The following is a 1,673-nucleotide window of genomic DNA, read 5'->3' on the forward strand; positions in this document are numbered from 1 at the left end:
CTGCTTTGTACATTGGGGGCAAATACCTGCTCTGTTTGGCGATAGAGCTTCATCAAGGCAGATTTTTCACTTAAGAAGTCGTTGCCGTTAACCTGCTTAAGCCAATATGTAGCGTGTTTATCTACAGTAGTGACTTTTTTTCCTGGGGCTGACGTCTGGTTGACCGCATACAGGTTGAGCGTTTGAGTACTGGTTTGATGTTGTGGAGCATTGGTGATATGCCCGGTTGCCGCAAACACCATCACGGCATACGAAGCCTCAATATCAAACATCACATCACCCAGATTGCTGGTTACCAATGGGAATTGATAGTTATAGCGGTAAGTGAGCAGGCTATAGGTCTCCTGCCAAAGCACAACCGTATTGCTTTCATGACTTAATTGAACCAAAGGGCTGGCGATAGACTGTATCAGCCCATCGGTGGCCACCGTTGCAGGCATATCACCCGATTCAATCAGCCCACTTCTTACACTGGCAATCGCTTCAATACTGGAATTGCTGTTGGTTGTTCCGTTAAGCTCTTTTAGCCATTTAGAACCTTCTAACACCAATGGCTTGGCAAAGCCTAGCGCGGCTAAGAAGTGCGCCCCTGCCCCTTTTTCCTGTTTCGGTTGCTCAGAGACCACAGCGAGCAAGGTTTTACTCCAACGTTGAGCCAGTGCGACGCCTTGATCGGTTGCCTCTAGATTATTGGTCATCGCGAACAAGACGCTTTCTTTTAGCGAGATTTGTTCTTTGTCACTGTCATCTAACCAAGCGAGCGCGATATCAAGCTGTTCATGATCTAACCAAGTCAACCAATCTTCAGACAAGATTTCAAGCTGCTGCTTGAGTTTGGGCATGGTATCTTGGTAGTCCTTTAGGTAACCTTCCATCTCATCAACGTGCAAGCACTCTTCTAACTCTTGCTTTCTTGAAGAGCCTGCTGCCGCTTGGCGTTGTTCCATTTCTTGATCACTGCGCTTACGGACAGAGAGTGCGGCAGCGTAATGACCCGTCGGTTGATACTCTGGGACTTTCGATGCGGCCTGTGTCATCTCGTTGTCGATGATGTGCTTGGTTAATTTTGCCATCTGGAGAGGATGTTGCGACGTGCTCAAACTCGACATGGTGAGATCGTAAGCAATAGAGAACTCACGGCACAGATCGGTCGCGATACCAATCGCATCAACCAGACAGACCGCGTAGCTATTTTTAGGCGTTTGTGCTTCGTATGGCACCCGTATCCCATTGATATCAGAGACAGGCTCTAAGGCAGGAAACGTCCATTTTAGAACACTCTCTACCACTTGCGTATCGGCTAACAAGTTCTCAATATCATAAAGCGGTCTGGTATCTGGCGCGTTGCCTGCCGCAGCTTGTGCAAAGTCGATACGCTGACCGAGTTTGACAATGGTATCCGGGTTGGCTTGTAAGTTTGATAATCTTAACTCTGATAGTGGCGTAATGCTAAGCCACATGGTGGCTTTGGTTTTCAGTTTTTGCTTTAGAATCGGTAAAGCGGATTTCACTTCTGGAGGCATCTCGCCAAACACACAACGAGCATCTTGGGCGATACCCTCTTGATAAAGCACTTCGATAAGGTACTGATCGTCCTCGTTATAAAAGTAGACGGTATGATCGATGAGCTCTCGAGCAATATAATGATGCTCTTGCATATTGGCTAAGTCGAC

Annotated in this window: 1 protein-coding gene; it reads right to left on the reverse strand. The window is 47.3% G+C overall.

All coding sequences use genetic code 11. The features are described from left to right. Positions 1-1,673: hypothetical protein (locus tag ACQEXR_RS20060; RefSeq protein ID WP_427021026.1), on the reverse strand; the 1,673-nt coding region annotated here is incomplete at both ends.

Source organism: Vibrio sp. TRT 2004, from assembly GCF_050113735.1.
Lineage (GTDB): Bacteria > Pseudomonadota > Gammaproteobacteria > Enterobacterales > Vibrionaceae > Vibrio.